This window comes from Streptomyces sp. NPDC040622 (genome assembly GCF_055593965.1).
Map to the genome: position 1 here is coordinate 274,957 of NZ_JBVIXD010000003.1, position 26,999 is coordinate 301,955.

The 26,999-nt window shown below is 72.1% G+C and carries 27 protein-coding genes; 7 read left to right on the plus strand and 20 right to left on the minus strand.

What is annotated here, in order from left to right; all coding sequences use genetic code 11:
• Window positions 1-23: 23 nt before the first annotated feature.
• Complete coding sequence (locus tag ACZ592_RS09660) at window positions 24-854, minus strand: class I SAM-dependent methyltransferase (protein WP_471580966.1); 831 nt, start codon at window positions 852-854, stop codon at window positions 24-26.
• Window positions 855-1,040: 186 nt separating this feature from the next.
• Here ACZ592_RS09660 and ACZ592_RS09665 point away from each other — a divergent pair, with 186 nt between their 5' ends.
• Together ACZ592_RS09665 and ACZ592_RS09670 are read left to right on the plus strand one after the other, a co-directional pair.
• Window positions 1,041-2,825 (plus strand): S9 family peptidase, encoded by a 1,785-nt coding sequence (locus ACZ592_RS09665; RefSeq protein ID WP_471581406.1) that lies wholly within the window; start codon window positions 1,041-1,043, stop codon window positions 2,823-2,825.
• A 1,120-nt stretch (window positions 2,826-3,945) separates the two neighbouring features.
• Entirely contained in the window at window positions 3,946-4,830 is an 885-nt protein-coding gene (locus tag ACZ592_RS09670; RefSeq protein ID WP_471580967.1) for an SURF1 family protein, read from the plus strand.
• Between the two features lie 36 nt (window positions 4,831-4,866).
• Here the strand turns inward: ACZ592_RS09670 and ACZ592_RS09675 are convergent, their stop codons facing one another.
• The 8 genes from ACZ592_RS09675 to ACZ592_RS09710 all read right to left on the minus strand — a co-directional run bounded on the left by ACZ592_RS09675 (window position 4,867) and on the right by ACZ592_RS09710 (window position 12,249).
• The gene (locus ACZ592_RS09675; protein WP_471580968.1) at window positions 4,867-6,204 is read right to left on the minus strand and encodes a hypothetical protein; all 1,338 of its coding nucleotides are present in this window, start codon (window positions 6,202-6,204) and stop codon (window positions 4,867-4,869) included.
• On the minus strand, window positions 6,201-6,863 hold the full coding sequence (locus ACZ592_RS09680; protein ID WP_471580969.1) for a SigE family RNA polymerase sigma factor: 663 nt from the start codon (window positions 6,861-6,863) through the stop codon (window positions 6,201-6,203). Before ACZ592_RS09680 ends, ACZ592_RS09675 begins: the two co-directional genes overlap by 4 nt.
• Window positions 6,864-7,213: 350 nt before the next feature.
• A complete protein-coding gene (locus ACZ592_RS09685) occupies window positions 7,214-8,272 on the minus strand; it encodes an aspartate-semialdehyde dehydrogenase (RefSeq protein ID WP_471580970.1) in 1,059 nt (352 codons plus the stop codon).
• Window positions 8,269-9,540, minus strand: coding sequence for an aspartate kinase (locus tag ACZ592_RS09690; RefSeq protein ID WP_471580971.1), 1,272 nt, complete (start codon window positions 9,538-9,540; stop codon window positions 8,269-8,271). Before ACZ592_RS09690 ends, ACZ592_RS09685 begins: the two co-directional genes overlap by 4 nt.
• 236 nt (window positions 9,541-9,776) lie before the next feature.
• The gene (locus tag ACZ592_RS09695; RefSeq protein WP_471580972.1) at window positions 9,777-9,989 is read right to left on the minus strand and encodes a hypothetical protein; all 213 of its coding nucleotides are present in this window, start codon (window positions 9,987-9,989) and stop codon (window positions 9,777-9,779) included.
• Between the two features lie 28 nt (window positions 9,990-10,017).
• Window positions 10,018-10,968: a hypothetical protein gene (locus tag ACZ592_RS09700; protein WP_471580973.1), complete on the minus strand. Its 951-nt coding sequence runs from the start codon at window positions 10,966-10,968 to the stop codon at window positions 10,018-10,020.
• A 289-nt stretch (window positions 10,969-11,257) separates the two neighbouring features.
• Window positions 11,258-11,458: a DUF397 domain-containing protein gene (locus ACZ592_RS09705; RefSeq protein WP_471580974.1), complete on the minus strand. Its 201-nt coding sequence runs from the start codon at window positions 11,456-11,458 to the stop codon at window positions 11,258-11,260.
• Window positions 11,455-12,249, minus strand: a complete 795-nt coding sequence (locus tag ACZ592_RS09710) for a helix-turn-helix domain-containing protein (protein WP_471580975.1) — start codon at window positions 12,247-12,249, stop codon at window positions 11,455-11,457. The genes ACZ592_RS09705 and ACZ592_RS09710 overlap by 4 nt, the downstream gene beginning before the upstream one ends.
• An 83-nt stretch (window positions 12,250-12,332) precedes the next feature.
• Here ACZ592_RS09710 and ACZ592_RS09715 point away from each other — a divergent pair, with 83 nt between their 5' ends.
• Both ACZ592_RS09715 and ACZ592_RS09720 read left to right on the plus strand, forming a co-directional pair.
• Complete coding sequence (locus ACZ592_RS09715) at window positions 12,333-12,740, plus strand: hypothetical protein (protein WP_471580976.1); 408 nt, start codon at window positions 12,333-12,335, stop codon at window positions 12,738-12,740.
• Window positions 12,741-12,816: 76 nt separating this feature from the next.
• The gene (locus ACZ592_RS09720) at window positions 12,817-13,119 is read left to right on the plus strand and encodes a hypothetical protein (RefSeq protein WP_471087089.1); all 303 of its coding nucleotides are present in this window, start codon (window positions 12,817-12,819) and stop codon (window positions 13,117-13,119) included.
• A gap of 75 nt (window positions 13,120-13,194) precedes the next feature.
• Here the strand turns inward: ACZ592_RS09720 and ACZ592_RS09725 are convergent, their stop codons facing one another.
• The 3 genes from ACZ592_RS09725 to ACZ592_RS09735 all read right to left on the minus strand — a co-directional run bounded on the left by ACZ592_RS09725 (window position 13,195) and on the right by ACZ592_RS09735 (window position 14,858).
• A complete protein-coding gene (locus ACZ592_RS09725; RefSeq protein ID WP_471580977.1) occupies window positions 13,195-13,854 on the minus strand; it encodes a DUF5063 domain-containing protein in 660 nt (219 codons plus the stop codon).
• Window positions 13,847-14,446 carry a recombination mediator RecR gene (gene recR / locus ACZ592_RS09730; RefSeq protein ID WP_055569715.1) on the minus strand — a complete coding sequence of 200 codons (600 nt, stop codon included), beginning with the start codon at window positions 14,444-14,446 and terminating at the stop codon, window positions 13,847-13,849. Before recR ends, ACZ592_RS09725 begins: the two co-directional genes overlap by 8 nt.
• A gap of 70 nt (window positions 14,447-14,516) precedes the next feature.
• Window positions 14,517-14,858 (minus strand): YbaB/EbfC family nucleoid-associated protein, encoded by a 342-nt coding sequence (locus tag ACZ592_RS09735; RefSeq protein WP_471580978.1) that lies wholly within the window; start codon window positions 14,856-14,858, stop codon window positions 14,517-14,519.
• 228 nt (window positions 14,859-15,086) lie between these two features.
• Here ACZ592_RS09735 and ACZ592_RS09740 point away from each other — a divergent pair, with 228 nt between their 5' ends.
• Complete coding sequence (locus ACZ592_RS09740; RefSeq protein WP_471580979.1) at window positions 15,087-15,845, plus strand: SLATT domain-containing protein; 759 nt, start codon at window positions 15,087-15,089, stop codon at window positions 15,843-15,845.
• Between the two features lie 102 nt (window positions 15,846-15,947).
• On the opposite strand, the gene ACZ592_RS09745 is transcribed toward ACZ592_RS09740, so the two are convergent.
• The 6 genes from ACZ592_RS09745 to ACZ592_RS09770 all read right to left on the minus strand — a co-directional run bounded on the left by ACZ592_RS09745 (window position 15,948) and on the right by ACZ592_RS09770 (window position 23,217).
• Window positions 15,948-16,592, minus strand: a complete 645-nt coding sequence (locus tag ACZ592_RS09745) for a dihydrofolate reductase family protein (protein ID WP_471580980.1) — start codon at window positions 16,590-16,592, stop codon at window positions 15,948-15,950.
• A 33-nt stretch (window positions 16,593-16,625) separates the two neighbouring features.
• A complete protein-coding gene (locus tag ACZ592_RS09750) occupies window positions 16,626-17,276 on the minus strand; it encodes a hypothetical protein (RefSeq protein WP_471580981.1) in 651 nt (216 codons plus the stop codon).
• 160 nt (window positions 17,277-17,436) lie between these two features.
• Complete coding sequence (locus ACZ592_RS09755; RefSeq protein ID WP_471580982.1) at window positions 17,437-19,926, minus strand: dolichyl-phosphate beta-glucosyltransferase; 2,490 nt, start codon at window positions 19,924-19,926, stop codon at window positions 17,437-17,439.
• Window positions 19,923-20,621, minus strand: a complete 699-nt coding sequence (locus tag ACZ592_RS09760; RefSeq protein WP_471580983.1) for a GntR family transcriptional regulator — start codon at window positions 20,619-20,621, stop codon at window positions 19,923-19,925. The genes ACZ592_RS09755 and ACZ592_RS09760 overlap by 4 nt, the downstream gene beginning before the upstream one ends.
• Window positions 20,622-20,827: 206 nt before the next feature.
• On the minus strand, window positions 20,828-22,183 hold the full coding sequence (locus ACZ592_RS09765) for an aminotransferase class III-fold pyridoxal phosphate-dependent enzyme (RefSeq protein ID WP_471580984.1): 1,356 nt from the start codon (window positions 22,181-22,183) through the stop codon (window positions 20,828-20,830).
• 512 nt (window positions 22,184-22,695) lie between these two features.
• Complete coding sequence (locus tag ACZ592_RS09770; RefSeq protein WP_471580985.1) at window positions 22,696-23,217, minus strand: hypothetical protein; 522 nt, start codon at window positions 23,215-23,217, stop codon at window positions 22,696-22,698.
• A gap of 83 nt (window positions 23,218-23,300) precedes the next feature.
• Here ACZ592_RS09770 and ACZ592_RS09775 point away from each other — a divergent pair, with 83 nt between their 5' ends.
• Window positions 23,301-24,056, plus strand: coding sequence for a response regulator transcription factor (locus ACZ592_RS09775; RefSeq protein WP_471580986.1), 756 nt, complete (start codon window positions 23,301-23,303; stop codon window positions 24,054-24,056).
• Entirely contained in the window at window positions 24,056-25,390 is a 1,335-nt protein-coding gene (locus tag ACZ592_RS09780; RefSeq protein WP_471580987.1) for a sensor histidine kinase, read from the plus strand. The genes ACZ592_RS09775 and ACZ592_RS09780 overlap by 1 nt, the downstream gene beginning before the upstream one ends.
• Here ACZ592_RS09780 and ACZ592_RS09785 read toward each other — a convergent pair.
• Both ACZ592_RS09785 and ACZ592_RS09790 read right to left on the minus strand, forming a co-directional pair.
• Window positions 25,329-26,135, minus strand: coding sequence for a VTC domain-containing protein (locus ACZ592_RS09785; RefSeq protein WP_471580988.1), 807 nt, complete (start codon window positions 26,133-26,135; stop codon window positions 25,329-25,331). The genes ACZ592_RS09780 and ACZ592_RS09785 overlap by 62 nt on opposite strands.
• A complete protein-coding gene (locus ACZ592_RS09790; RefSeq protein ID WP_471580989.1) occupies window positions 26,132-26,779 on the minus strand; it encodes a DUF4956 domain-containing protein in 648 nt (215 codons plus the stop codon). The genes ACZ592_RS09785 and ACZ592_RS09790 overlap by 4 nt, the downstream gene beginning before the upstream one ends.
• Window positions 26,780-26,999: the final 220 nt, after the last annotated feature.

The following is a 26,999-nucleotide window of genomic DNA, read 5'->3' on the forward strand; positions in this document are numbered from 1 at the left end:
GCCCCGCGCGCCGGGGCTGCGCCCTAGGGCCGGTCCTTGCTCGCCCGCAGGGAGTACATGAGCGGGACGCGGGGGCGGTCGGCGGGGAACCGGTAGGTCTCGTCGTGGCGTTCGAGCGAGCCGAAGCGCTGGAAGAGGGTCTGGTCGCGCTCCCGGAGGAAATCGATGCGCAGGCCCGCGGCGGCGAGCGCGGTCACGACGTCGCCGATGGGGTGCTGCCACTCGACGGTGCGGTTGTGGACGGTCGGGGTGGTGGTGTCCGCATACCCGCCGGGCGTCTCGTCGATCCAGGCGTCGCGCGCGAAGTAGTCGTGCTCGACGCGGGAGCCCGTGGCGTCGTCCAGGACGTCGGTGAGCGGGTGGAACTCGGAGAGGTACAGGAAGCCGCCGGGCGCCACGAGGGAGGCGGCGGTCTCCGCCCAGCGGCGGATGTCGGGCAGCCAGCCGAGCGCGCCCACGCCGGTGTAGACGATGTCGTACGAGGAGTCGGGCACCGCTTCGGCCGCGTCGTACACGTCGGCGGTGACGAAAGCGGCCCGCTCCGGGGTGAGGCCGAGCTCGGCGGCGAGGTCGCGGGCCGCCTCCACGGCCGGCTCGGAGAAGTCGAGGCCGACGACGCGGGACGCCCCGTGCCGGGCCCAGGAGAGGGTGTCCAGGCCGATGTGGCACTGCAGGTGCAGCAGCGACTTGCCCCGGACGTCGCCCACCTCGGCGAGCTCGTGATCGCGCAGCGGGTCCTGGCCCGCGCGGAACGCGTCGAGGTCGTAGTAGTCGCTGGCCAGGTGGAGCGGGACACGCTCGTCCCAGCGCCTCCGGTTGGTCTCGCGCCAGTCGGCGGGCGTCCGGGAGTACATGACCGGAAAGTTATCCACAGGCTGGGGAATCCCGCCAGCGGATTGTCCGCGGCGACAGGCAGTATGGGGGGCATGAGCGAGACGGGTGCAGAGACAGGTGCGGGAACGGGCGCGGAGCCGACGGGCGCGGAGCCGACGGGCGCGGAGCCGACGGGCGCCGCAGGGCCGGACGCGACGGCGGACGCGATGCCGGACTGGGAGAAGCGGTTCAGGGCGCCGCGGGTGTCGCTGCCGGACTGGGCGGAGGACGCCCCGGAGCGTTCCTTGTTCGTGTCGAACGCGACGGGTACGTACGAGTTGTACGCCTGGGACCGCACGACCGGCACCCAGCGCCAGGTGACCGAGCGGCCCAACGGCACGACCGACGGCACGCTCACGCCCGACGGCGAGTGGATCTGGTGGTTCGACGACACGGACGGCGACGAGTTCGGCGTGTGGCGGCGACAGCCCTTCACCGGCGGCGCCGACGAGACCGCGGTGCCCGGCCTCGAGGGCTCCTACCCCGCGGGGCTCGCCCTGGGCCGGGACGGCAGGACGGTGGTCGTGGGCCGCTCCACGGACGAGGACGGCTCGACGATCCATGTCGTACGTCCCGACGGCACCGCCCCCGTGGAGGTGTACCGCCACCGCGAGTCGGCGGGCGTCGGCGACCTCTCGCACGACGGCACGCTGATCGCCGTCGAGCACACGGAGCACGGCGACGCGATGCACTCCGCCCTCCGGGTGATCCGGCCGGACGGATCGACGGTCGCCGAGCTCGACGACACCGAGGGCGGCACGGTCGAGCTGGGCCTCGAGGTCCTCGGCTTCGCGCCGGTCGGCGGCGACACGCGCCTGCTGATCGGGCACCAGCGGCGCGGCCGCTGGGAGCCGATGGTGTGGGACGTCGCGTCGGGCGAGCGGAACGACCTCGCGCTCGGCCTGCCGGGCGACGTGAGCGCCGAGTGGTACCCCGACGGCACGGCCCTGCTGATCGCGCACGACTTCGAGGCGCGCGGCGAGCTCTTCCGCTACGACCTCGCCTCCGCGGAGCTGGTCCGCATCGAGACGCCCAAGGGCTCCGTGTCGGGCGCGACGGCCCGTCCCGACGGGTCGGTGGAGTACATGTGGTCGTCGGCCGCGGAGCCGCCGGTGGTCCGTTCCACGGCGGGCGGCGTGGTCCTGGACCCGCCCGGCATGAAGGCGCCGAAGTCCGTCCCCGTGGAGGACGTGTGGGTGGACGGGCCCGGCGGCCGCATCCACGCGCTGGTGCAGCGGCCCGCGGGCTCCCCGGGGCCGTTCCCCACCGTCTTCGAGGTGCACGGCGGCCCCACCTGGCACGACAGTGACGCGTTCGCGGCGGGCCCGGCCGCCTGGGTCGACCACGGGTACGCGGTCGTCCGGGTCAACTACCGCGGCTCCACCGGCTACGGCCGGGAGTGGACGGACGCGCTCAAGCACCGCGTCGGCCTCATCGAGCTCGAGGACATCGCGGCGGTCCGGGAATGGGCCGTCACCTCGGGCCTCGCCGACCCCGACCGCCTGATCCTCGCCGGCGGCTCCTGGGGCGGCTACCTCACCCTCCTCGGCCTCGGCACGCAGCCCGGTTCCTGGGCGGTCGGCCTGGCGGCGGTGCCCGTCGCGGACTACGTGACGGCGTACCACGACGAGATGGAGGCGCTGAAGTCGATGGACCGCACGCTGCTCGGCGGCACGCCCGAGGAGGTCCCCGACCGCTTCCGCGCGTCGTCCCCCCTCACGTACGTGGACGACGTGAAGGCCCCCGTCTACATCTCCGCCGGGGTGAACGACCCCCGCTGCCCCATCCGCCAGATCGACAACTACGTGGACCGCCTGGTCGCGCGGGGCGCGGTCCACGAGATCTACCGCTACGACGCGGGCCACGGGTCACTGGTCGTGGACGAACGCATCAAGCAGGTGTCCCTCGAACTGGACTTCGCGTCCCGTCACGTATCGCCTGCGGCGAGCTGAACGGGGGCGGGGCGAGGGGCACCCCTCGCCCCGCCCTGAGCCCGCCCTGCCCCGCACCGCGAGGCGGGGGCAGGGGGAACACTCCGCCCGGCTCCGAGCCCGAGGGCCGCTCGGAGGGGCACCACCCCGCCACCCCGCCGCTCCGCGGCTCCGCGGCTCCGCGGCTCCGCGACGACGGCCCTCGCTCACCCCGGCCGATCCCGAGCCCGAGCGGGCGCCCTCGAAGACACCTCCCGCTCTACCCCGCCGCTCCGCGGCGGATCTCTCCCACCCGCCCACCCGATTGCCCCGCACCGCGAGGGGAGGTTAGGGCGGTACCCCGGCCGGTTCCCAACCCGAGAGGGCGCCCTCGAAGACGCCCCGCCCTAGCCCGCCGGATCCCACACCCGCCCATCCGTTTGCCCCGCACCGCGACGCGGAGGCAGGGCGGGAACCCCCGGCAGCTCCGAACCCAGGAAGGCGCCCTCGAAGACGCCCCCGCCCTGGCCCGCCGCTGCGCGGCGGATGCCCCCACCCACCCACCCGTTTACCCGGCACCGCCCAGTACGGGTAGGGCGGGACGGTCACCGGGCGGGTGGGCCCAGCGATCCGCCACGGGCGTCGGACCCCAACGCCCACCCTGCGGTGCGGGGGGGCAAACGGGGGGGGCGGGTGGGAGGAATCCGCCGCGGAGCGGCGGGACAGGGGCCCCGACGAGGCCGCGGGACAGAGCACCGGCGCGAGGGGCAGGCGGACCCCGACGACGCAGGGCAAAAGGCCCGGCACAACCCGGGGCGGTCCGCCGCGACGGCGGCGAGCCCCTACCTCCACCGTGCGGTACGGGGCAAACGGGTGGGCGGGTGGGGGGATCCGCCGCGCAGCGGCGGGGCAGGGATTGTCCCGCCGGGCCGCTGGACAAGCACCGGCACGATCAGCCGCGACAGCGGCGAGCCCCTACGCCCACCCTGCGGTGCGGGGCAAACGGGTGGGCGGGTGGGAGGATCCGCCGCGCAGCGGCGGGCAGAGGCTGCACGGGCGGGGCCGAGGTCGGGTGGGTGAGCGTGGTGGAGGCGGCGACCGGAGGTGGGGGGAGGGCTACCCCACGGTTCAGCGGCCCGCAGGGCCCCCGTACCGTGGAAGCGTGTACCGGTTCCTGCTGACGCCCCGCTGGTGGGGGATCAACGTCTTCGTCGTGCTGGCCATCCCCTTCTGCATCTTCATGGGGTCCTGGCAGCTCGGCCGCTTCGAGGACCGCGTACAGGACCACGAGTCCGCCAAGGAGCAGGTCAAGGAACAGGTCGACGAGCGGGACGGGCGGGGCAGGCCCCTGGACTCGCTGCTGCCCGTCGACAAGGAGACCTCCGGCGAGCAGGCCAGGGCCACCGGCCGTTACGGCAGGCAACTGCTCGTGCCGGACCGGGAGTTGGACGAGAAGCGCGGTTTCTACGTCCTGACCCTGCTCCGTACCGATGACGGCAAGTCGCTGCCCGTGGTCCGGGGCTGGCTCCCCGGTGAGGCGAGCGCCGCGAAGGCCCCGGCCGCCCCCAAGGGCGAGGTCACGGTGACGGGTGCGCTGCAGGCGTCGGAGAGCCCCGGTTCCAACGGGGTCAGCGCCGCGGGCGGTCTCCCCCAGGGCCAGCTGGGTGCGATCAGCTCGGCGTCGCTCGTCAATCTCGTGCGCGACGACCTGTACGACGCGTGGATCACGCTCGGCAAGGCCGACGCGGGCATGAAGGCGGTCCCGGCGACCGCGCCCAACAACACCGGCCTGGACCTGAAGGCCTTCCAGAACCTCGGCTACACCGGCGAGTGGTTCGTCTTCGCGGGCTTCGTGCTGTTCATGTGGTTCCGGCTGTTCCGCCGCGAGGCGGAGTTCGCCCGTGACGCCCGCCTCGGCCTGCTCCCCGACGCCGACACCGGCCCCGACATCGGCCCCGCCCCTGCGAGCGAGCAGCCGCCGGTCGAAGCCCAGGAGACCCAGGGACCCCAGGGGACCCAAACGCTCCAGAAGCCCCAGGACGCCTAGAACACCGGCAGCACACCCAGGAAGCCGGCCGTACGCCTAGGAAGCCGGCAGCACGCCGGTCCGGTACACCGTCCCCGCGCACGCGTTGCCGATCGTCGTCGACGCCGAGGGCGCCCCCGCCTCCGCGGTCAGGGAGACCGTGACGCTGCCGTCGACGACTCCGCCGTCGGATCGGCCCAGCTGAGGCTCCGTACCGTCGGGCGAACCGCCCTCCGTGGCTCCGCTGCCGCCCTCCGAGGGCGTCGGGTTGGGCGTGGGCTCCCCGCCGTCCGAGGGGCACGTGTCCGACGGCACCCAGGCGAACCGCACCTCGTAGGCCGCGCCGGGCTGCAGTACGAGCGGCCTGGCCTCCTGCGAGGGGTCGGGCAGGCCGGTCGCCAGGTCGCCCGCCGTGTGGTCGACGACGCCGACCTTCGTGGGGTCGGCCGCGCCCTGTGCCACCACGCCGACCGCGCCCGCGGCCTCGATCGTGCAACTGGTGTCGGAGATGTTGGAGACGCGGAAGGAGCCGTACACCTTGCTGTCGGCCTCCGCCGTGCCCGCGCTGCCCGAGGCACCGAGCTGGGCCGCGTCGCAGACCGGCGAGCTGGCGGCCTCGGACGTGGAGGGGTCGGGCGAGCCCGTACCGCCGCCGCCCGTGCCGCCCTTCTCCTTGCCGTCCTTCTTGCCCTTCTTGCCCTTCTCGTCCTTGTCCTTGGACTTGTCGGGCTGCTTGCCGGAGCCCTTCTCGCCGCCCTCGGGATCCTTGCCCTGGCTGGAGCCGCCCTGGGCGTCCTGGCTGTTGCCCGCGATCGAGGTCCGGTCGTCCGAGTCGCCCTGGGAGTTGGTGACGTGCACCAGCGCGGGGACGGCGGTGCCGATGAAGAGCGCGGCGGCGGCGAGGCCGACGACGGCCTGGCGCTTGCGGGCCCTGCGGGCGGGAACGGCCTTGCGCAGATGTTCGAGAGAGCGCTCGCGGGGCTCGATCTCCTGGACGACTTCCCGCATCATGCGTCGCAGCGCGAGCTCGTCGGCGCGGAGTTCGTCCTCGGCGCCGGGGTCACCCTCGCCGGAGCCGCTCGCACCCGGGCCGCTCGCACCCGGGCCACTCGCATCCGGGCCACCGCTCCCGCCGGAGCCGCCGTCGCCCACCGGCCCGAGTCCCGCGACCGAGCGCAGCCGGGCCAGCGGGTCCTGTCCCACGTCAGGTCCCACGTCCGAGCCGGGTCCGTCCACCCTGTCCGGAGCATCCGTCCGGTCCGGTCCGTCCCCGGCCGCACCGGGCCCCTCGGGCCCGCTGTCCGGCCCGGGGTCGCCTTCGGGGCCGCGGTTCACGTTTCCGTTCCTGCCATGGTGCTCAAATCCGCCCTGCTCATCACGCTTGCGCTCACTCATGCCGGCGCCTCCATGGCGACCCTGAGGGCCGCGATGCCGCGCGATCCGTACGCCTTCACCGAGCCGAGCGATATGCCCAGCGTCTCGGCGACCTGCGCCTCGGTCATGTCGGCGAAGTAGCGCAGCACGAGGACCTCGCGCTGGCGCCGCTGAAGGCCGCGCATCGCCTTGATCAGTTCGTCGCGCTCAAGCTGGTCGTACGCCCCCTCCTCCGCGCTGGCCATGTCGGGCATCGGCTTCGAGAGAAGCTTCAGGCCGAGGATGCGCCGGCGCAGTGCGGACCGGGACAGGTTGACCACGGTCTGGCGGAGGTACGCGAGCGTCTTCTCCGGGTCGCGCACACGCTTGCGCGCCGAGTGCACCCGGATGAACGCCTCCTGCACCACGTCCTCACAGGACGCCGTGTCGTCCAGGAGCAGCGCGGCGAGGCCGAGCAGCGACCGGTAGTGGGCGCGATAGGTCTCGGTCAGGTGGTCAACTGTGGTGCCCGCGGTCATCGTGTCGTCAGCGCCCTCGCGCTGCGACGGAATGCGGGCGGGCCGCGCCGCGGGCATGGGTGCGATCACCGGCATGCCGCCGGCCGTGCGGGCACGCCGAGTAGGACGCAGCGCCGCCGCGCCTCTCGCCTGTACCGCTGTGAAGTCGAGTACCTCTGCCACGCTTGTTGGACACGCTTCCCCCCATCAGGGTTGTACGCATCCGGCATCGCGTTTGCGGCGTGCCGTTCGGCCGCCGCTCGAGACGATGCATCCAATGCCCCCATGCGTACCAGCTCTTCCCCTATGCCCTATTTTGTTGCGGCGCTCAGGCCACCCCTGAAGGCGACCGCTAAAGACGCCCCCCGAGCCACCGTCGGTTGCAGTGATCAGACGCGAATCTTCGAACGCGGAGATGATCCAGTTCAAGCGGTTGCGGCACCGAGTTGGACACAGAACTTACACAGATCCCACAAAGGTCCACGCCCGTGGGGTGGTCCATACCAATTGGTCCCGATCGCGCCGTTTCCGGCTCAGCCGGCCGTGAACTCCGCGGCCACCAGCTCCGCGATCTGCGCCGTGTTCAGGGCTGCTCCCTTGCGCAGGTTGTCCCCGCACACGAAGAGCTCCAGCGCGGTCGGGTCGTCCAGCGACCGCCGCACCCGGCCGACCCACGTCGGATCGGTCCCGACGACGTCCGCGGGGGTGGGGAACTCGCCCGCGGCGGGGTTGTCGAACAGCACGACGCCCGGTGCGGTCGCGAGGATCTCGCGCGCCCGGTCGACCGTGACCTCGTCCTCGAAGCGCGCGTGGACGGTCAGGGAGTGGGTGGTCACCACGGGGACGCGTACGCACGTGGCGGCGACGCGGAGCCCGGGCAGCCCGAGGATCTTCCGCGACTCGTTCCTGACCTTCATCTCCTCGGACGACCAGCCGTCGTCCTTCAGGGTCCCGGCCCAGGGCACGACGTTCAGCGCGACGGGCTCGGGGAAGGGGCCCGTGTCGTCACCGACCGCACGGCGTACGTCACCGGGGCTGGTGCCGAGCTCGCTGCCGGCGACCAGCTTCAGCTGGCGGCGCAGCGTGTCGACGCCGTCGCGGCCCGCCCCGCTCACCGCTTGGTACGAGGAGACGATCAGCTCGCGCAGACCGAACTCGGCATGCAGCGCGCCCACCGCGACGATCATCGAGAGCGTCGTGCAGTTGGGGTTGGCGACGATGCCGCGCGGGCGTACGCGCGCGGCGTGCGGATTGACCTCCGGCACGACGAGCGGGACGTCCGGGTCCATCCGGAAGGCGGCGGAGTTGTCGACCACGACGACGCCCTTGGCGGCGGCGACGGGCGCCCACTGGGCGGCCACCTCGTCGGGGACGTCGAACATGGCGACGTCGACCCCGTCGAAGACCTCCTCCGACAGGGCAAGCACCTCGGTCTCCGCACCGCGCACGGCCAGCTTCTTGCCGGCCGAGCGCGGTGAGGCGACGAGTCTGATCTCACCCCAGATGTCGGCGTGCTGCGACAGGATCTGGAGCATGACGGTGCCGACGGCCCCGGTCGCTCCGACGACCGCGAGCGTCGGCTTCCGGTTCATCGCCCGGTGCCTCCATAGACCACGGCCTCGTCCGTGTCGGAGTCGAGTCCGAAGGCGGTGTGCACGGCCTGCACGGACTCGTTCACGTCGTCGGCGCGCGTGACGACCGAGATGCGGATCTCGGAGGTCGAGATGAGCTCGATGTTCACACCGGCGTCGCTCAGCGCCTCGAAGAAGGTGGCGGTGACGCCCGGGTTCGTCTTCATGCCGGCGCCGACGAGGGAGATCTTGGCGATCTGGTCGTCGTAGCGCAGCGAGTCGAAGCCGACGCTCGCGCGGGTCTTCTCCAGGGCGTCGATGGCCTTGCGGCCCTCGGCCTTCGGGAGCGTGAAGGAGATGTCGGTCAGGCCCGTCGAGGCGGCCGACACGTTCTGCACGACCATGTCGATGTTGACCTCGGCGTCCGCGATCGCGCGGAAGATCGAGGCGGCCTCGCCCGGCTTGTCCGGCACGCCGACGACCGTGATCTTGGCCTCGGAGGTGTCGTGCGCGACACCGGAGATGATGGCCTGCTCCACCTTGCGGTCCCCTTGCGGTTCGTTGCTGACCCACGTGCCCTGCAGTCCCGAGAAGGAGGACCGCACGTGGATCGGGATGTTGTAACGGCGGGCGTACTCCACACAGCGGTGGAGCAGCACCTTGGAGCCGGAGCTCGCGAGCTCCAGCATGTCCTCGAAGGAGATCCAGTCGATCTTCCGCGCCTTCTTGACCACACGCGGGTCGGCGGTGAAGACACCGTCCACGTCCGTGTAGATCTCGCAGACCTCGGCGTCGAGGGCGGCGGCCAGGGCGACGGCGGTCGTGTCGGACCCACCACGACCGAGCGTGGTGATGTTCTTGCCCTCCTGGCTGACGCCCTGGAACCCGGCGACGATGGCGATGTTGCCCTCGTCGATCGAGGTCCGGATGCGGCCCGGGGTCACATCGATGATCCGCGCTTTGTTGTGGACGGAGTCGGTGATGACGCCGGCCTGGCTGCCCGTGAACGACTGGGCCTCGTGGCCCAGGTTTTTGATCGCCATGGCCAGCAGGGCCATGGAGATGCGCTCACCAGCGGTCAGCAGCATGTCGAATTCGCGTCCGGCAGGAATGGGGGATACCTGTCCGGCGAGATCGATCAACTCATCCGTCGTGTCGCCCATCGCCGACACCACGACAACGACCTGATGGCCGTTCTTCTTGGCGTCGACAATTCTCTTGGCGACCCGCTTGATGCCCTCGGCATCGGCTACGGAGGAGCCTCCGTACTTCTGCACGACAAGGCCCACGTGCGCTCCTCGCTCAATCCGTTGTGCGGTCGGCTCAGTCTAACGAGCGGCCGAAATCCGCCTCGGCTATATCACATCGTGAGATGTCCCGCTCACAAGTTGATCACCCCGGGCGTACGGTCCCGCTTTTCGGGACGCACGTTCCGGCCGCTCGGCTTGGCACATGCCCGCTTCGGAGCACTGCACTCCGGAAAGTGGGGCGGGTCACAGGTTCTGGCGGGCTCGGGCCGGGGGCCTCAGACGGTGTAGTCCTTGAGCCTGGCCGTGTCCAGGGTGATCCCGACAGGTTCGGGGAGCTCAACGACGTCACCGAACGCCCGGCCCTCGATCTTGAGACCTTGCCCGGGAAAGAGGGAGAGCTCGGGCCGCTGCTGCATGCAGACCTTGATCAGCCACATGACGATCTGGCCGTGGTCCTGGGGGTCATGGCGTCGCCTCCTTGACCCCATGGTGCCCGGGCCCGTGTTTCCTGCACGCTCATACGTCACCCCGGGGTGCCGGGAGGCCGGCGGCGCGGCGGAGCTCGGCCACGCGTTCGGTCACGTCGATCACGGTGTCGTCCTGAACGGCGTCGGGAGCCCGGCGCGGGCGGGCCAGGAACGTGTCCGGGACGTACCCGAGCCGTTCATCGCGGGGGCAGCACTCCACGCAGATCCCGTTGACGAGCTCCACGGACGTCTCGGACCCCTCGCAGATCGGGCAGATCATGACGGCGCGGGTGACGCGGGCGCGGGCCTGGGCAGGGGCCTGGCGTTTGGGGGGCATCTTGTTCTCCAGTCGGGTACGGGCGAGACCGCCCGGATTGGTGACGGTGGGCGGCAACCCTTCGGTGAGGGCACGCGTGATGTCCTGCGGACTCGCGCCCCTGGCCAGCCATTCCGCCGCGCTCGGCTCCAGCTGATCGCACTCCCGCTCGGAGAGGGCCATGCGGCGGTCGGCGGTGCGGAGTCGGGCGAGGGTTCGGTGTGCCGCGCTCGGCTCGTCCACCGGGGGCGGGGTGGACGCCTCCTCCCGCTCCGGCCTCGGCTCCGGCTCGTCCGCCCTCGCGAGCCCGGACCGGTACGTGTGCGTCACGTCCCGCCCGTGCCGCGCCCGCACGAACTCCCGCCACTCCTCAGGGGACTTCGCCTCCCGCGACCAGTACGTCCTGGTCACCCACCGCATCGAGTTGTCCTCGACGGTGAGGTGCTCCTTGACCCAGCGGAGGTGTCCGGCGTCGGTGAGGCGGGTGAGGGAGGTGCGGACCGCTTGCTGCCCGTAGCGGGGGTGCGCGGTGGCGAGGGCCTTGTAGCCCATCGCGGCGCCGACGGGGAGCCGGTCGATGAAGGTGGCGAGGTCGCGCTCGCGGGCGTTCAGGTGTGCGAAGTCGGATTCGCTGTGCGGGGTTTCGTCATCCGCGCGGCGCTTCCCGTACCCCGTTTTGGCCATGGGGTGGGACGGGGAGGGCAGGACGGGATTATGGTTGGCGGAAGCCACCATCGAAGTCTCGATTCGATGCGAAGGGCGAGGCCTCGGACCCGGTGTTGGCGCACCGGCCGAGGCCGTTCTTTTGCCGCGAACCTAGGGCGGCTTTACGTTCCGGCGCAAGCTGACCACGGAACGTCACCCTTGAGGGTGACGATCTCTTCAACTCCCGCTCTGGGCAGGTTGGTTGGCTTTGTTCCAGCGGTGACCCAACCAAGAAGGAGCTCGGGACCCGAGGCTCGGGACCCGAGGCTCAAGCCCCGGGCTGAACTGCGGCGACGAACGCGGACCACGCGGGGGCGGTGACGGTTATCTCGGGGCTCGCGGCCCGTTTTGAGTCGCGGATGCGGACGCCGCGGCATGCGGCCTGCCGTCGCTCCAGGGCGACCTCCAGGCAGGCGCCGCCCTCCGAGTCGCTGAAGCTCGACTTGAACCAGGTCAGGTGCTCGCTCACAGTTCCTCCGCCATCCCCTTGATGAAGAGGGCCGACCCTTCGGTGCCGAGGGCCTCCATGCGGATCATGCTAAGACGCTCCGTGTGTGAACTCACCACCTCCGCCTCGGAACTCAGCACACTCGTGGACGGGCCCTCGGTGAATGCCAGGCGCTCACGGTCTCGGGTCTCCAGGAGCACCATCGGCCCCAAGAGGGCAGCTGAGATCACCCGGTCGAACGGCAGGACCTGGACCGAGATGTTGCTCCGGCGCCCCACGTCGAGCAGACGGGCCAGCTGCTCCTTGTCCACCTGGGGCACCCTCAGCGCCGCCTCGTACACGACGAAGCTGAGCGCTACAGGCGACGTACGGGTGAGAATCTCCTGCCGCTCCAGCCTCGCGGCCACTCGCCGCTCCACCGTCTCTTCATCAAGCGGAGGACAGTGGTTGCCGATGAGCGACCTCGCATAGTGCTCCGTCTGCAACAACCCTGGGATCAGCGCGACTTCGTACCACCAGAGGCTGACCGCCTCACGCTCGTACTCCATGAAGTCCTGTGCCCGCGCCGGAAACTTCTCGGCCTTCACGTAGTCCTTCGCGGCACTCAGGATGCCGTCGGCCCCGCACAACTCGTCCGCCGCGTCCAACACGCGCGGCGTCGGCATGCGGACACCCTGCTCCATCGCCTTGATGGTGTCGGGCGCGTAGTTCGAGGCAGCCCCCAGCTCCTCTCGCGTGACGTTCGCCTTCATCCGCCACCGCTTCAGCTGGTTCCCCCCGTACCGCCACGTCGGGTTGTACTGAACGGACACAGAGCCCACCTCCGACCGGTACACCCCGGCGTGTACCACCTGAGTCACTACCGAGCGTAACCCGACACTCCCACGCTGTAGTCATGACGAACGCAATTCACTGGCCCGAGTGGGTCCCGGTGGCCGGGCACCAACTCCGCGTGTCCGGCGTCCACTTCGACGCCCTCCGCATCCAGGGCGTACGCGGGGAACAGGTCGCCGCCGGACTGGTCGAGGCGACGGGCGGGGACGCCGGGCCCGTCGTCTGCGAGGCCGTCGGCTTCCGGTGGATGTACTTCCTCGTGGCGCCCGGCGCCTCGAAGGACCACACCTGGCCGCTCGGCGTGCAGCGGTTCGGCGGGGCGGGCCGCCGCACGGTGACGTACGTCGGCGTCCCCGCCCTCAACGGCAACACCTGGCCGCTCCAGTGGTACTCGGAACCGACGCGGACGGCACCCTACGTGGCGGCGGACCAGCTGCTCGCGGTGATCGGCGGGGCGAAGGGGACATAAGATCATTCGGAACGGTTCGGGGGGCCGTCGACCGCCCCGTGCCGCCAGCACGTGAGCAGTTGACCATGGAGAGAACATGAAGCGCGTCATACGCGGCCTCGGCGCCGCCGCGGCCACCACCCTCATCGCCGGCGGAATGCTCGTCGCCCTGCCCGGCGCGGCGAGCGCCAACGACTACGGCTACAGCTGCAAGAACTGGAAGACCGGCAGCTCGACCTGGTCCGCCGACTGCCACGTGACGCGGGGCAAGGCGCGGACCGTGACGGTGTGCTCGAACAAGACGCACTACGGCGACTGGGTCGGCAAGGGCTACTGGAAGTTCGAGGGCGACTGCGGCAAGTACGCGCTCAGGGCCACCGACATCAACTGGAAGGCGTAACTCCCCGGCCGGTACGGGGAGTTCGTCCGGCGGGCGGCATCGGTGCCGCCCGCCGTGCGGGAGCCCACGCGGGAGCTACTTGACCGTCCTGAGGCCCAGCGGCCCCGCGATCTCCTCCGCCATGACCCTGCCCGCCTCCTCGGCGAGGGCGTCCTCCGTGAGGTCCTCGTCCGTGTCGAGGCCGTCCAGGTCCTCCAGGGGCTGGTTCAGGCGGACGTGGGCCACCAGGGACTGGAGGGCGCGCAGGGCGCCCGATGCCGTGGAGCCCCAGTTCGAGAAGTAGGAGAACTGCCACCACCACAGGGCCTCGGTCGTGCGGCCCGCGCGGTAGTGGGCCAGGCCGTGGGCCAGGTCGGCGACGACGTCCGCCAGGTCGTCCGAGATGCGGCAGGCCACCGGGGCCTTGCGGGGCTCGTAGGGGTCGAAGACCTCGGAGTAGACGTCGATCGGGTCGAGGAGCGTCGCCAGGCGCTCGCGGAGGTCGTCCACGTCCTGCTCGGGGCCGATGTCCGGCTCGTAGCGCTCCTCGGGGACGATGTCCTCGTGCGCGCCCAGGCGGCCGCCGGCCAGGAGGAGTTGGGAGACCTCCAGGAGCAGGAAGGGAACGGCCGAGTCCGGCTCGTCGCCCTTCGCGACCTCCCTGACCGAGACGATGAAGCTCTCGATCTGGTCGGAGATCTGGACCGCGAAGTCGTCCGGATTGTCGATCACGGTGTTCAGCGTGGCGTCAGACATCTAGGAGTCGTCTCCCCTCGAAGGCGCGGCCCAGGGTGACCTCGTCCGCGTATTCCAGATCTCCCCCGACAGGGAGTCCGCTGGCCAGGCGGGTGACCTTCAGGCCCATGGGCTTGATCATGCGCGCGAGGTACGTGGCCGTGGCCTCGCCCTCCAGGTTCGGGTCCGTGGCCAGGATCAGCTCGGTGACCGTGCCGTCCGCGAGGCGCGCGAGGAGTTCTCGTATGCGCAGGTCGTCCGGGCCCACGCCCTCGATCGGGCTGATCGCGCCGCCCAGGACGTGGTACTTGCCCCGGAACTCGCGGGTGCGCTCGATCGCGACCACGTCCTTGGGCTCCTCGACCACACAGATCACCGAGGGGTCGCGGCGCGGGTCGCGGCAGATGTTGCAGAGCTCTTCCTGCGCGACGTTCCCGCAGGTCGCACAGAAGCGGACCTTGTCCTTCACCTCCAGCAGGGCGTGCGCGAGACGGCGTACGTCCGTGGGCTCCGCCTGGAGGATGTGGAAGGCGATCCGCTGCGCGCTCTTGGGACCGACGCCGGGCAGCCTGCCCAACTCGTCGATGAGGTCCTGAACCACGCCTTCGTACAACGGAACGCCTTTCCTGAAGTCCTCTTGAGGGTCTCGGCTCTCTACGTACGGTAGTTGGCCGGGGGGTTTCTTAGAAGGGAAGTCCCGGGATGCCGCCGCCGCCCAGACCCTGGGTCAGCGGGCCGAGCTTCTGCTGCTGGAGCGCCTGCGCGTTCTCGTTGGCCGCCTGGACTGCCGCGACGACCAGATCCGCCAGGGTCTCCGTGTCCTCGGGGTCGACCGCCTTCGGGTCGATCACCAGGCCGCGCAGCTCACCCGAGCCGTTGACCGTCGCCTTGACGAGGCCGCCGCCCGCCTGGCCCTCGACCTCCGTGCGCGCCAGTTCCTCCTGTGCCGCCGCGAGGTCCTGCTGCATCTTCTGGGCCTGCTGGAGCAGCTGCTGCATGTTGGGCTGGCCACCACCGGGGATCACGATCAGCTCCGTTTCGTACGGTCCGTCTGGCGGGGTTCTCCGCCTGGGAACGAGCCTACGTGGTCGGCGGGCGGGTCGCCCCAGCACTCTTTCGAGTGAGATCCGCCGTCTTCCTATACCTGATCAAGCACCTCTTCCGGGCGGAAAAGCTGCGAAAGCGGGCTCATGGCCACCCATTGGGCGGTAGGACTTAGCGTCGATACGCGTGATCTCGCAGAGGAGTACCGGGTGAGCCAGCCTGAGATGCAGCCCGAGGGGGTGCCCCCCGAGGGGCAGGGCCAGGGGTCGGGGTCGGGGGCCGGTCCTGGTGCGCGGCTCGGCGATCTGACCGGGCGGGCCTTCCCCCTCGGCGACTGGGGCGAGCCCGCCGACCGGCTCCACGAGCTGTACCGCTGGGTGGAGCGGGGCGCCCTGAACACCGCCGACTGGTACCTCGCCGACCGGGGCCGCAAGCGGCGCGCGGCGCGGCTGCTGCGGGTGGGCGCGGCCCTGGGCGCCGTGGGCGGCGGCGTGTTTCCGCTGCTCGACCTGGCGGGGGCCGTGGGGTCCGTGGCCACCTGGGGATTCGTCTCGCTGCTCGCCGGGGTGGCGTGCGTGGGGTGCGACCGGTTCTTCGGGCTCACGTCCGGGTGGATGCGGGACGTGGCGACCGCGCAGGCCGTGCAGCGGCGGCTCCAGGTGCTGCAGTTCGACTGGGCGTCGGAGAGCGTGCGGGAGGTGCTCGGGCCCACCGAGGGCACCGCGGGCGAGGCGGCCGAGCGGTGTCTCGGGGTGCTGCGGAAGTTCTGCGAGGACGTGACGGAGCTGGTGCGCGCGGAGACCGCGGACTGGATGGTGGAGTTCCGGGCCGGGCCCGTGCCGCTGGCCATGCAGGCGCTGGTGCCCCTCGGCTCGCCGCGCGAGGCCCCGGCCGCCCCCGGCCGGTTTCCGCTGCCGCCCGGGGCCCGGCCGAACATGCCGCGGCAGCGGCCGCCCGAGCCCCGGTGAGCCGCCCGAACCTCGTCGAGAACGCTGAGCCGCTGAGCCGCTGGGCCGCCATGGCCCTTCTTAAAGAAGCCGGACCATGGCGCCCTTCTTAAAGAATGCGGGTCACTTCCGCCAGAACAGGTGGTGCGTGACGCCGCTCGCGCTGGGCACGACGTCCAGGTGGAAGCGGTCGAGCAGCTCGTCGGGGGACTCCCAGAGCCGTACGCCGGAGCCGAGCTTCACCGGCGAGACCGCCACGTGCAGGGTGTCGACGAGACCGGCGTCGAGGAACTCCCGGACGACCGTGGTGCCGCCGCCGAGCCGGACGTCCTTGCCGCCCGCAGCCTCCTTGGCCCGCTCCAGGACCTCGGCCGGCTCGGCGTCGACGAAGTGGAACGTGGTGTCGGAGAGCGTGAACGAGGGTCGCTCGTGGTGGGTCAGCACGAACACCGGGGTGTGGAAGGGCGGCTCCTCGCCCCACCAGCCGCGCCACTCGTGGTCCTGCCAGGGGCCCCGCTGGGGTCCGAACTTGTTGCGGCCCATGATCTCGGCGCCGATGTTGTGGGAGAAGTCCCGGGTGAAGTAGTCGTCGAGGCCGCGGCTCCCGCCGGGGTCGGTGCGGTTCGGCCAGCTCGCCGTGGCGCCGGCCCAGGCGAACAGGTCGCCCGGGTTCGCGTGGCCGAACGGCCGCTCAAGGCTCTGGCCCTCACCGGCGCCGAAGCCGTCCTGCGACACGGTGAAGTTCTGGACTCTCAGCAGCTGACTCATGTGGTTCCGCCTCCGAAGTGGGACCTTCCGGCCCTAGCTGTAGATGATCATCGAGCCCTGGGCCAGGCTCCGGGTCGCCGCCGCGTGCAGGCCGAGCCAGACGTGGCGCTCGCGCGCGAACGGGCTCTCGTCCGGCGGGGGCGCCGCCGCCGGTTCCTCCAGGGACGTGGGGGCGGCCGGCGGGGCCGGGGCCAGCGGCGGGTTCGCCGCGTCGATGCCGATCGCGGGGGCGACGAACTCCAGCTCGCGCAGGAGCGCCTGGGAGGAGCCCAGCGGGCCGCCGCCCGCGAGCAGCTCGTCGTTGGAGAGCGGCGCCGGGAAGTCCACGGGGACGTAGGCGCCCGCGTGGTCGTAGTGCCAGACCAGGTGCGACTGCTGGGCCGTGGCGTCGAACATCTCCAGGAGCTGTTCGTAGTCGCCGCCCAGCTCGTCGACCGGGGTGACCTCCAGGCCGCAGAGCTTGAGGAGGTAGGCGCGGCGCAGGAAGTGCAGGGCGTCGTAGTCGAAGCCCGCGACCGGGGCGACGTCGCCGGACAGGCCCGGCATGTAGGCGAAGACGGGCACGGAAGGGAGTCCGGCCTCGTGCAGCGCCTTGTCGTAGACGGCGAGTTCTTCGGCGAAGGGATTGTCGGCGCTGTGGCACAGCACGTCGACGAGCGGGACCAGCCACAGGTCGCAGGCCAAGAAGGTCTCCTCGGGTCGGTCTGGCGATGACGGTGACAGTGACGATGACGGTGCGAGCGGGACGTCGGTGCGGACGGGCGCGGTACGGCAGGGCGCGCGTACGGCGGCGATGGCCGTACGTCGCCGGGCGTGCAGGCAGCGTAGTCGGGTGCCGGGGCACCTAGCTGCCCTTGTGCGGATCCCGGCCGTTGTCCTGTCGCATGTCCTGTCGCACGTCCCATACCCATACGCCGCCTACCCACTTTCCGGGACGGCCAAGGAGCGCGTCCACGGTCGTGCGCAGTTGGGTGTCGTTCTGCTGCGGTGCGAGGACCAGGACGCCCGCCTTCCAGAACGCCAGGTCCTCGCGGGCCGCCGCGCGCCAGGCGGGCGTGACCTCGGGGATGCGCCCCGAGGAGCTGACGTCGCGCAGGAGGTTGGAGGTGTTGCGGGGCGAGGGGCCGTAGATGCCGATGCGGTCCGGGCCCCAGGGGCCGTTGAAGTAGCCGCCCGGGATGCGGAACGCCAGGTCCGCGCGGGTCTGCCAGTGCAGGCCCTCCGCGTTGGCGGGGTCGGGGACCGGCACCGGGACGAGGGTCTCGTCCTCGCCCACGTACGACCGCCAGGTGCCCTGCGCGATGAACGGCGGCACCTCGGCGCGGTCCACGGCCTTCAGCGGCGCGGGCACGATCGGCAGCAGCGCGAGGGCGACGGCCGCGAGCCCCAGGTACCGGAAGCGTTGGCTGTACCGGTCCCGGTACGGGGATCGGTGCGGGTCGTTCGGGTCATGCGGGGCGGGCAGCAGGCGGGCGAGTGCCAGCGCGAGGAGCATGCCGAGCGCCGGGGCGCACACCATCGCCACCCGCGACTCGATGACGGACTCGAAGAGCGGACGGCCGGAAAGCGCCGCCCACGGCCCCGGCAGGACGTGGTCCGTCAGCGGGATGCGGAACTTCGGGCCCAGCGAGAGCAGCGCCGCCCCGACCACGGTGAAGGCCAGCGCCTTGACGACCGTGCGCTCCCAGAGCCGTACGACGATCGCGAAGGCGAGGGCGACCAGCGGCCAGCCGAAGAACGCGTTCTGCTCGGTGGGGTTCAGGGCGAGGGCTGCGGCGCCGTCCTCGCTGCCCGCGAGGGAGCGTTCCGCGAAGGAGAGGAAGGCGAGCGGACTGTTGCCCGCGTTGTCGCCGTGCAGCACGCTCTGGTAGCTCTGCGGCCCGAAGAACTGCCAGTGCAGGGGGAAGGCCACCAGCGGGACGGTGACCGCCAGGGCGATGGCGAGGCCGCGGGCGAGCGGGCGCCAGGAGGCACGCGCCACGTCCGGGCGTGCGGCCGCGTACGCGAGCGCGAAGAGCAGCATGCCGAGCGCGGCGAGCAGCAGCGGCTCCTCGCCCAGGAAGATCTGGTACGTCGTGAAGAGGCCGAGGACGACTCCGTCGCGCACGACGCGGGTGCCCTCGCAGAGCCGCAGCGCCCTGTCGATGATCAGCGGGATCATGAACAGGACGATGAAGTTCGGGTGGGCGTTGGCGTGGCTGACCATCGGCGGCGCGAACGCGGCGAGGACCGCGCCGGCCGCGGCGGCGCCCCGGTGCGGGACCAGGCGCCTGCGGATCAGCCGGTACCAGGTGGCGGCGGTGGCGGCGAGGCCGCCGGTCATCGCCACGTTCAGGGCGACGGCGGGGCCGAGCAGCCAGGTCACGGGGGCGAGCGGGACGGAGAGGCCGAGCATGACCGTGTTGGCCATGAGGTTCACGCCGTCGGGGACGTTCTGGAGGGTGGTGAACAGGGGGTTGTGGAGGTGGCGGACGTTGTCCGCGGTCACCGCGAAGAACCACTCCCACTGGTTCTGGTCCTGCATGGAGTCGGGGAAGTAGCGGTCGGCGGGGGCCACCAGACGCCCCGAGAACAGGACGCAGGACAGGGCGAGGAACAGCAGCCCGGCCAGGACGTCCGCCCGGTGGACCGCGCGGGCCTTCAGGACGGTCAGCTCGGCGAGGACCTTCCCGTAGTCCAGCGGCCTGACCTTCGATCCCTCCTGGTGGGACCAGCGCACGGGCACCTCGGCGACGGGCCAGCCCGCCCGCCGGAAGTACTGCAGTATCTCGACGTCGATGCCCCAGCCGTGCAGGCGGGACGCGGCGAAGGCCTCGCGGGCCCGGTCGCCGTCGAAGAGCTTGAAGCCGCACTGGGTGTCGTGGACTCCGGGGACGGCGACCGTGCGTATCAGGAAGTTTCCGGTGCGCCCCAGGAGCTCGCGCAGCCGGTGCTGGTGGGCTCCGATGGTCGCGCCGGGCCGGGCGCGGGAGCCGATCGCCGCCGCGTGGCCGTCGGCGAGGGCCTTGTCGAGGTGGTCGAGCTCCTCGATGGGGGCGGCGAGGTCGGCGTCGGTGATCAGGACGCGGCGGCCGTAGGAGGCGAGGACGCCCAGGCGCAGGGCGTGGCCCTTGCCCCGGTTGCGCGGGCTGCTCAGGAGCTGGACGCGGGGGTCGGCGGCGGACGCCTCCGCGGCGATCTCCGCGGTGCGGTCGGTGGAGCCGTCGTCGACGACGATCAGCTCCCACGGGCCGCGCTGCGTGCGCTCCAGGTGCTCACGGATCGCGGCCAGCGTGGGGCCCAGGCGCTGTTCCTCGTTGTACGCGGGAACGACGACCGTCAGTTCCACGCTCATGCGGCCGCCAGCCGCTCGATCAGGGCCAGGGAGTGCGTGTTGTACTCCACGACGATCTCGTGGGCGCCCGCCGGGTCGCGGCGGACCAGGGCGTCGACGAGCTCGGTGTGCCGGGACCAGAGGAGGCCGCGCAGGTCGCCGCCGTTGAGGTCGCTCCAGCGGCGGAGGTGCGTGACGGCGCAGACCCAGGACTTCACGCGCAGGCGGTGCAGGAAGTCGGAGAGGTAGGGGTTGCCGAAGAGGGCGCTGAGCTCGCGCCAGAAGCGCAGGTCGTAGCCGATCAGGATGGTCAGGTCACCGGCGCAGGCCGCGCGGGCGGCCTCCTCGCCCCTGCGGCGCACGCCCACGAGGGCGGCGCCCGCGTCGTGGCGGGCGGCGCCGCCCGCCACGAGTTCGCGGAAGATGCCGTCCGCGACCAGGCCGCGGGCCTGGAGCATGCCCCGGTAGTCGTCCAGGGTGTGCTCGTGGACGCGGAAGCCGCGGTGCTGGTCGGCGTCCAGGAGGCCCTGGGCGGTGAGGTTGACCAGGGCCTCGCGGACGGGGGTCGCGGAGACGCCGTACTGCTCGGCGATCTCCTTGACCGTGAACTCCTGCCCCGGTTCGAGCCGGCCCGCGAGCACCTCGTCGCGGAGCGCGTCGGCGATCTGCTGGCGCAGCGTGCTGCGGATGACGGCCGGGCCGTCGGGTCCGGGCATGGTGGTGGGCCTCCCCCGCCGCGTTCCGGTCTGAACCGGTCGTTCGTGGTCGTATTCGCTTACGAGCACGTCAGACTACGTGGTTCGGGTTCCGCCGAGCCGGGACGCCTTTGATCGTTACCCGGCGCCGGCGGGCGGCCGCGGCGGGGAGGCGGCTGGAGCGGAGGTGGCTGGAGCGGGGAGGTGGCCCCAGCCGCGGGCGGGGGTTACACCGTGTGCTCGTCCGCCACCGTCAGCGCCTCGTCCAGGGCCGCCAGGCCCTCCTTCGCCTCCGCCTCCGTGATGGTGCACGCGGGCACCACGTGCGTGCGGTTCATGTTGATGAAGGGCCACAGGCCCCGCTTCTTCGCGGCCGCGCCGAACGCCGCCATGGGGGCGTTCGCCTCGCCCGTCGCGTTGTACGGGACCAGCGGCTCGCGCGTCTCGCGGTTCCTCACCAGCTCCAGGGCCCAGAACATGCCGACGCCGCGCACCTCGCCGATCGAGGGGTGGCGCTCGGCGAGGTCGCGCAGGCCCGGCTCGATGACCCGGGCGCCGAGGTCCGCCGCGTGCTCGACGACGCCCTCCTCCGCCATGACGTTGATCGTGGCGACGGCCGCGGCGCAGGCCAGCGGGTGGCCGGAGTAGGTGAGGCCGCCCGGGTAGGGGCGCCGGGCGAAGGTCTCGGCGATCTTCGCGGAGATGGCGACGCCGCCGAGCGGCACGTAACCGGAGTTCACGCCCTTGGCGAAGGTCAGCAGGTCCGGCGTGACGTCGAAGAGATCGGCGGCGAACCACTCGCCGGTGCGGCCGAAGCCGGCCATGACCTCGTCGAGGACGAAGACGATGCCGTACTTGTCGCACAGCGCGCGCACGCCCGCGAGGTAGCCGGGCGGCGGGATCATGATGCCCGCGGTGCCCGGCACGGTCTCCAGGATGATCGCGGCGACGGTCTGCGGGCCCTCGAAGACGATGGTGTCCTCCAGGTGCTGGAGCGCGCGCTCGCACTCCTGCCGCTCGGTCTCCGCGTAGAAGCGGGAGCGGTAGAGGAACGGCGCCCAGAAGCGGACGACGCCCGCCGTGCCCGTGTCGGAGGCCCAGCGGCGCGGGTCGCCGGTGAGGTTGATGGCCTGGTGGGTGCCGCCGTGGTACGAGCGGTACGCGGCGAGCACCTTGGGGCGGCCCGTGTGCAGGCGGGCCATGCGCGTGGCGTGCTCGACGGCGTCGGCGCCCGCGTTCGTGAAGAAGATCTTGTCCAGGTCGCCGGGGGTCCGCTCGGCGATGAGGCGTGCGGCCTCGGAGCGGGCCTCGACGGCGAAGGCGGGCGCGAACGTCGTCATCGTCGCCGCCTGCTCCTGGATCGCGGCGACGACCTTCGGGTGCTGGTACCCGATGTTGGTGTAGACGAGGCCACTGGTGAAGTCGAGGTAGCGGTTCCCGTCGTAGTCCCAGAAGTACGAGCCCTCGGCGCCGGCGATCGCCGGCGGATCGATGAGCTCCTGTGCGGACCAGGAGTGGAAGACATGTGCGCGGTCCGCGGCCTTCACGGCGGCGCCGACCTGGGGATTCGGCTGAGGGGTCATGGGCCCGAGGGTAAATGTCCGCGGAGTGGACACGGTATGGGCGTCCTGTCGGACGCGGGGCTCCTGGCTCGACACACTGTCGTGTGGCGGCCCTGTCGTGGGGCCTGCCCTGTCGTGGGGCCTGCCCTGTCGTGGGGCCTGCCCTGTCGTGGGGCCTGCCCTGTCGTGGGGCCTGCCCTGGGGGTCCCTTTGGCTGCGGGTGGGTGGGGGCTGGTCGCGCAGTTCCCCGCGCCCCTGAAAGCGGTGACTCCGGCCGTCTTGCATGTGCGGGTGCGCTGGGGCTGGGCGCGCAGTTCCCCGCGCCCCTGGGATACCCGGGGCCAGACCCCGCGCACGGCTCGGTCACCCGGGGCCCGCCGCGCAGTTCCCCGCGCTCCTGAAAGCGGCTGGCCCGGCCGTCTCGCATGTGCGGGTGGGTGGCGGTCGGTCGTCTTGCTCAGGGGCGCGGGGAACTGCGCGATCAGCCACGGCGGGCCCGCGGCCGGGTGAAGGCCCGAGGCCCAGGGGCCAGGTCAGTCGTCGGTGTCCGGGACGACCTTGGCCCGGGGGCCGTTCGCCGTGCAGCGGATCTCGTACGGGAGGTCGTCCTGTTCGTCGTCGTCGCCCGGCTCCGCCTCCAGGCGCACCACCCTCGCGGGGCCGCGCTCCACGTCGTCGTCGATGTGGAAGCCGTCGGCGGGACTCCAGGACACGAGGTAGACCGTGCCGTCGGTGCGGCACTCCACCGTGGCGGAACCGCCGGTGAAGCGGACGGTCGATCGTTCGGGGGAAGCGGTACCGGGGGACGGCGTGCCGGGAGACGACGTGCCGGGGGACGGCGTGCCGGACGAGGGCCGCGTGTGCGTGGGGGAGCCCGACGGTTCCTGGGACGACGCCGCCAGCGCCCTCCGTACCGCCGCCTCGTCCAGCGGTCTGCTGTGCGCCGCGTCGCCTCCGCTGTCCGAACTCGCCAACTGCCAGGCGCCCAGCGCCCCCGCCGCCGTACCCACGGCCACCCACGCCGCCGTCACGACGGCGTTCCGCCACTTCCTCATCCCGCCACTGTGCCGCATCGTTTCCTAACGTCCGGTTAAGACCCCGCCAAAGCCCCTGCCCCGCCCCTGACTACGGTGGTTGTATGGCGCATCTTCTCGTCGTCGAGGACGACCCCCAGCTCCGCGGCGCGCTCGTACGGGCCCTGCGCGACAAGGGGCACGCCGTGGCGACCGCGCCCAGCGGCATGGCCGGCCTGGACGCCGCCGTGACGGACAAGCCCGATCTGGTCGTCCTGGACCTGGGTCTGCCGGACGTCGACGGCGCGCAGGTGCTGCGGATGCTGCGCGCGGTCAGCGACGTGCCCGTCATCGTGGCCACCGCCCGCGACGACGAGCCGGAGATGGTCACCGTGCTGGAGGCGGGGGCGGACGACTACATCGTCAAGCCGTTCGGCGCCGCCCAACTGGACGCCAGGATCAGGGCGGTGCTGCGCCGCCTGGGCGTCACGGAGACCGAGGAGCCGCTGCGCGTGGGCGCCCTCTCCATCGACCCGGCCGCCCGCGAGGTCACCCTGGACCGGTCCCCCATCGACCTCACGCCCCGCGAGTTCGACCTCCTCGCCTACCTGGCCCGGCGCCCCGGCCAGGTGGTCTCCCGCCGCGAACTCCTCGCCGAGGTCTGGCAGCAGCCCCTGGGCGGCGCCGACAAGACGGTCGACGTCCACCTCTCCTGGCTCCGCCGCAAACTGGGCGAGACGGCCCAGGAACCCCGCTACCTGCACACGGTCCGCACCGTGGGCGTGAAGCTCGCCGCTCCCGGCGCGGAGAGCACCGGGGCCGGGGACACGGACGGCGAGGGCTCAGCCGCCGAGTCCACCGGCGCCGGGGCCACCGACTGATGCGCCGCAGCCTGCTCCTGCTCACCGCGGCGACCACGGCCCTGGTCCTGACCGCGCTGCTCGTCCCGCTCACCCTCCTGACCCGCTCCCACGCCGCCGACCGCGCCACCGCGGAGGCCACCGCCCGCGCCCAGTGGGTGGCCCACGCCCTGGGCCCCACTCTGGCGACCGCCGACGAGCGGGAGACGGCGGAGCAGACCGTGGAGAGCGTCAACGGACAGAACCTGCCCAGCACCTCGCTGATCCTCGCGAACGGCAAGATCATCGGGCCCCGCCCGGACCGCACCCCCACCGCCACGGACCCCGTCCGCCTGGCCCGCACCGGTCGCGCCTTCACGTACGAGAGGAGCTCCGGGGACCGGCTGGTCCTGGTGCCCGTGCAAGGCGCGAAGGACGGCACCGCGGTGGTCCAAGTGACGCTGACCCAAAAACAGTTGTACGCGGGGACGCTCGCCTCCTGGCTGGTCCTTGCCGGCATCGGCGTGGGCCTCGTCCTCGTCGGCCTGCTGCTCGCGGACCGTCTCGGCGCCCGGCTTGTCGGCGCCACCCGCCGGCTCGCCCGCACCGCGGACCGGCTGGCCGCGGGCGATCTGACGGCCAGGGCCGAGCCGGAGGGGCCGCCCGAACTCCGGCTGGTCGCGGGCGAGCTGAACCGGCTCGCCGCCCGCATCGACGAACTGCTCACCGCCGAGCGGGAGAACGCCGCCGACCTGGCGCACCGGCTGCGCACCCCGGTGGCCGCCCTGCGCCTGGACGCGGAGACCCTGCGCGACGCGGCCGAGGCCCGGCGCATCGCCGCGGACGTCACCGCCCTGGAGCGCAGCGTCGACGAGGTGATCCGCAAGGCGCGGCGCCCCCTGCGCGAGGCGCCGCGCGCGGACCTGGCGGCGGTGGCCCGCGAACGGGCCGCCTTCTGGGTGCCGTTGGCCGAGGACCAGAACCGCTCCGTCACCACGACGACCCCGCCCGACGAGGTCCCGGTGCCGGTGCCGGCCGACGAACTCGCGGCCGCCCTGGACGCGTTGATCGGCAACGTCCTGGACCACACCCCTCAGGGCACGGCCTACTCCGTCACCGTCCGGCGCACCCCGGAGGGCGGCGCGGAGCTGACCGTCGCCGACGAGGGCCCCGGCTTCCCGGACACGGCCCCCGACCGAGGCACGAGCGGCGCGGGCTCCACGGGCCTCGGCCTGGACATCGCGCGCCGGACCGCCGAGGAGGCGGACGGCCGCTTCGGCACGTCGAGCACCGCGTCCGGCGCGCGCGTCACCCTCACGTTCCCGCGTGCGCTCCCCGGGGGAACGCCGTCCGGACCGCCCGCGCCCACTTGTTGATGCCGAGCTCGGGCCGCAGCGCGGCGTACCCACCGCAGTACTTGGTGAAGTCGGCGGCCCGCACCCCGAACCGGTGCAGTACCCGGTCGGCCTCGGTCAGATGCCCCTTGGTCTTGGTCTCCACCAGGACGAGGCCGCTGTCGGCCGCGGCGCTGCGGCCCGTCGCCGTGTCCCGGACGACGAGCCCGGCGTCGCAGGTGATGCGCTGCCCGTCGGCGACGAACGTCGCCCGCTGGTACTCCGTCACGAGCGAGGTGGTGAGGCCGTCCGGCGCCTGGAGGCCGTACGACCCGCGCAGCACGCCGTCGAGGAAGCCGCGCCGGGCCGCGTCCAGGACGTGGTCGTCGTCCGTGAGGCGCTGGCGGTGCTTGACGGTCTCGCCGCGCCCGCTCTTCAGCTTGATCTCGAACTGGCGCTCCCCGCTGTCCTGGTAGACGCGCTCACGGATCCGGTAGCGCAGCCGCCGGCCCTGCCGGTGGTCGTGGAAGGTGACCAGCTCGGGGGTGTCGTAGTACGTGGAGTGGTACCGGAACCAGCGCTTGCCCCCGATGCTGAGGGCCCGGAAGGGGCCGCCGGCCCGGCGCGGGTCGGTGAGCAGGGCCGCGAGGTCCTCGAAGATCTCGACGGGCACCAGATAGCTGTGGTCGAAGCGGGCGAGCAGCTCCGCCCTGGCGTTCACCTCGTCGAGCGTGATGGGGTGCGCGGCCAGCGCGGCGCGGCCGATGGCGCGTACGGCGGGGTTCACACGGTCTCCTTCGGGTGGCTGGGGGTGATCGTGCGGGACCGGGTCGTGCGTCGTCGTACCGTCAACTCCCGGGGTGGCACCGAAGGTTCCGGCTGGCGGAAACGGACTTCCAGGACCATGAGGTCGCGTACGTAGTCCACTTCCTGCACGGTCCAGCCCAGCGGCTGCCCCAGGCGCCGCTCCAGCTCGGCGCGGAGCGGGCCCTCCTCCCGGTAGACGGCGTCCAGCGTGACGACCGCGCGCCGGTCCCGGGCGAACAGCCGGGGGTGGTCGGCGCCGTACATCACGGCGAGCAGGACGGCGGCGAGCAGGGAGGCGACCGGCAGTTCCAGCCCCGGCAGGCCGCAGAGCAGGCCGAGCACCAGGGTGATGAAGTAGTACGCCACCTCTTGGTGCTGCAGGGCGTCGGAGCGCAGCCGCACGATGGAGAGCACCCCGAACAGGCCGAAGCCGAGGGCGAGGCCACCGTCGCCCCCGACGGTCCCGAGCCCGGCGACGATCGCGAACAGCGCGACGTTCAGGGCGAGGTACGCGGGGACGAGCTCACGCCTGCGGTGCCGCGGATAGAAGACGCCGAAGGTCAGCAGGGCGACGGCGGCCAGGTCGAGGCCCAGGTGGGCGCTGAGGGTCAGTGTGCTGTCCATGACCAGGACGCTAGGGAGCGGAGGGTTAAGGCCGCCCCCTGTGGACGTTAACGAAGCGCCGCCGCTTCCCACATTGACAGCATCCTGTCGATTTGACAGCATGCTTACGTACGCAGCACAGAGGCACAGCCACCCAGCAGTGATCGCGCATCGATCCAGCAGTGATCCCCCAGCGGTCCGGCGCGATCCCGCGGCCGCACGGCACCAGCCCCGGAGGCCC

Bases quoted from the DNA above. Each gene is read 5' to 3' on its own strand.
- ACZ592_RS09660 (WP_471580966.1), bottom strand. From the start codon at position 854: ATGTACTCCCGGACGCCCGCCGACTGGCGCGAGACCAACCGGAGGCGC.
- ACZ592_RS09665 (WP_471581406.1), top strand. From the start codon at position 1,041: ATGCCGGACTGGGAGAAGCGGTTCAGGGCGCCGCGGGTGTCGCTGCCG.
- ACZ592_RS09675 (WP_471580968.1), bottom strand. From the start codon at position 6,204: ATGAGTGAGCGCAAGCGTGATGAGCAGGGCGGATTTGAGCACCATGGC.
- ACZ592_RS09685 (WP_471580970.1), bottom strand. From the start codon at position 8,272: ATGAACCGGAAGCCGACGCTCGCGGTCGTCGGAGCGACCGGGGCCGTC.
- ACZ592_RS09695 (WP_471580972.1), bottom strand. From the start codon at position 9,989: ATGGGGTCAAGGAGGCGACGCCATGACCCCCAGGACCACGGCCAGATC.
- ACZ592_RS09700 (WP_471580973.1), bottom strand. From the start codon at position 10,968: ATGGCCAAAACGGGGTACGGGAAGCGCCGCGCGGATGACGAAACCCCG.
- ACZ592_RS09715 (WP_471580976.1), top strand. From the start codon at position 12,333: ATGACGAACGCAATTCACTGGCCCGAGTGGGTCCCGGTGGCCGGGCAC.
- ACZ592_RS09720 (WP_471087089.1), top strand. From the start codon at position 12,817: ATGAAGCGCGTCATACGCGGCCTCGGCGCCGCCGCGGCCACCACCCTC.
- ACZ592_RS09725 (WP_471580977.1), bottom strand. From the start codon at position 13,854: ATGTCTGACGCCACGCTGAACACCGTGATCGACAATCCGGACGACTTC.
- ACZ592_RS09745 (WP_471580980.1), bottom strand. From the start codon at position 16,592: ATGAGTCAGCTGCTGAGAGTCCAGAACTTCACCGTGTCGCAGGACGGC.
- ACZ592_RS09755 (WP_471580982.1), bottom strand. From the start codon at position 19,926: ATGAGCGTGGAACTGACGGTCGTCGTTCCCGCGTACAACGAGGAACAG.
- ACZ592_RS09760 (WP_471580983.1), bottom strand. From the start codon at position 20,621: ATGCCCGGACCCGACGGCCCGGCCGTCATCCGCAGCACGCTGCGCCAG.
- ACZ592_RS09765 (WP_471580984.1), bottom strand. From the start codon at position 22,183: ATGACCCCTCAGCCGAATCCCCAGGTCGGCGCCGCCGTGAAGGCCGCG.
- ACZ592_RS09770 (WP_471580985.1), bottom strand. From the start codon at position 23,217: ATGAGGAAGTGGCGGAACGCCGTCGTGACGGCGGCGTGGGTGGCCGTG.
- ACZ592_RS09775 (WP_471580986.1), top strand. From the start codon at position 23,301: ATGGCGCATCTTCTCGTCGTCGAGGACGACCCCCAGCTCCGCGGCGCG.
- ACZ592_RS09780 (WP_471580987.1), top strand. From the start codon at position 24,056: ATGCGCCGCAGCCTGCTCCTGCTCACCGCGGCGACCACGGCCCTGGTC.
- ACZ592_RS09790 (WP_471580989.1), bottom strand. From the start codon at position 26,779: ATGGACAGCACACTGACCCTCAGCGCCCACCTGGGCCTCGACCTGGCC.